This window comes from Streptomyces sp. SID13726 (assembly GCF_010548375.1).
In the GTDB taxonomy this organism is placed as follows: domain Bacteria; phylum Actinomycetota; class Actinomycetes; order Streptomycetales; family Streptomycetaceae; genus Streptomyces.
In genome coordinates this window covers 1-493 of record NZ_JAAGLY010000305.1, presented here as the reverse complement: position 1 = coordinate 493, position 493 = coordinate 1, and the positions used below count along the sequence as shown (strand labels likewise).

General features: G+C 72.6%; 1 protein-coding gene. It reads left to right on the top strand.

The features are described 5' to 3' along the window. Nucleotides 1-220: 220 nt before the first annotated feature. Nucleotides 221-493: hypothetical protein (locus tag G3I78_RS47770; RefSeq protein WP_203616525.1), on the top strand; the 273-nt coding region annotated here is incomplete at its 3' end.

Sequence of the window (493 nt, the reverse complement as noted above, 5' to 3'; positions counted from 1 at the left end):
ACGGACCACTCCGTGCGCGGACGGCGCCCCCTGGAGGAGTCGTTCCGGGAAATCACCCCGACGTAATTTGGAAGGTGACATTCGCAACCTCTAGGGTCGCCTCGACCCTGCCGCGCTCCCCGACGCCCGTGGAGCAGCACGACAGCACGGATCACGGGCGACGGAGTCCGTCCGCAGTAAGTCAGCGCCGCTAGCGAACCCTCGACCTGGAGCCGACACCATGCGCCTTCACCCCGCGCGCCCCCGCGGAATCCCCCTCCTCGCACTCACCGCCCTCGCCCTGACGACCGTCGGCCTCGCCGCGCCGGCGACCGCCGCGCCGCTGGCCACCACGCCGGAGGTCACCGCCGACGACGTCTGCACCGCGGACCCGTCCACGCGACCGGTCGACGTCTACGAGCTCACCGCCGTGGAGGACGCGGGCGTCGGCATCTGGGCGGGCGGCGGGCTCACCGTCACGACCGCGACCGAGCTCGAGGGTCGCGTCGTCGTG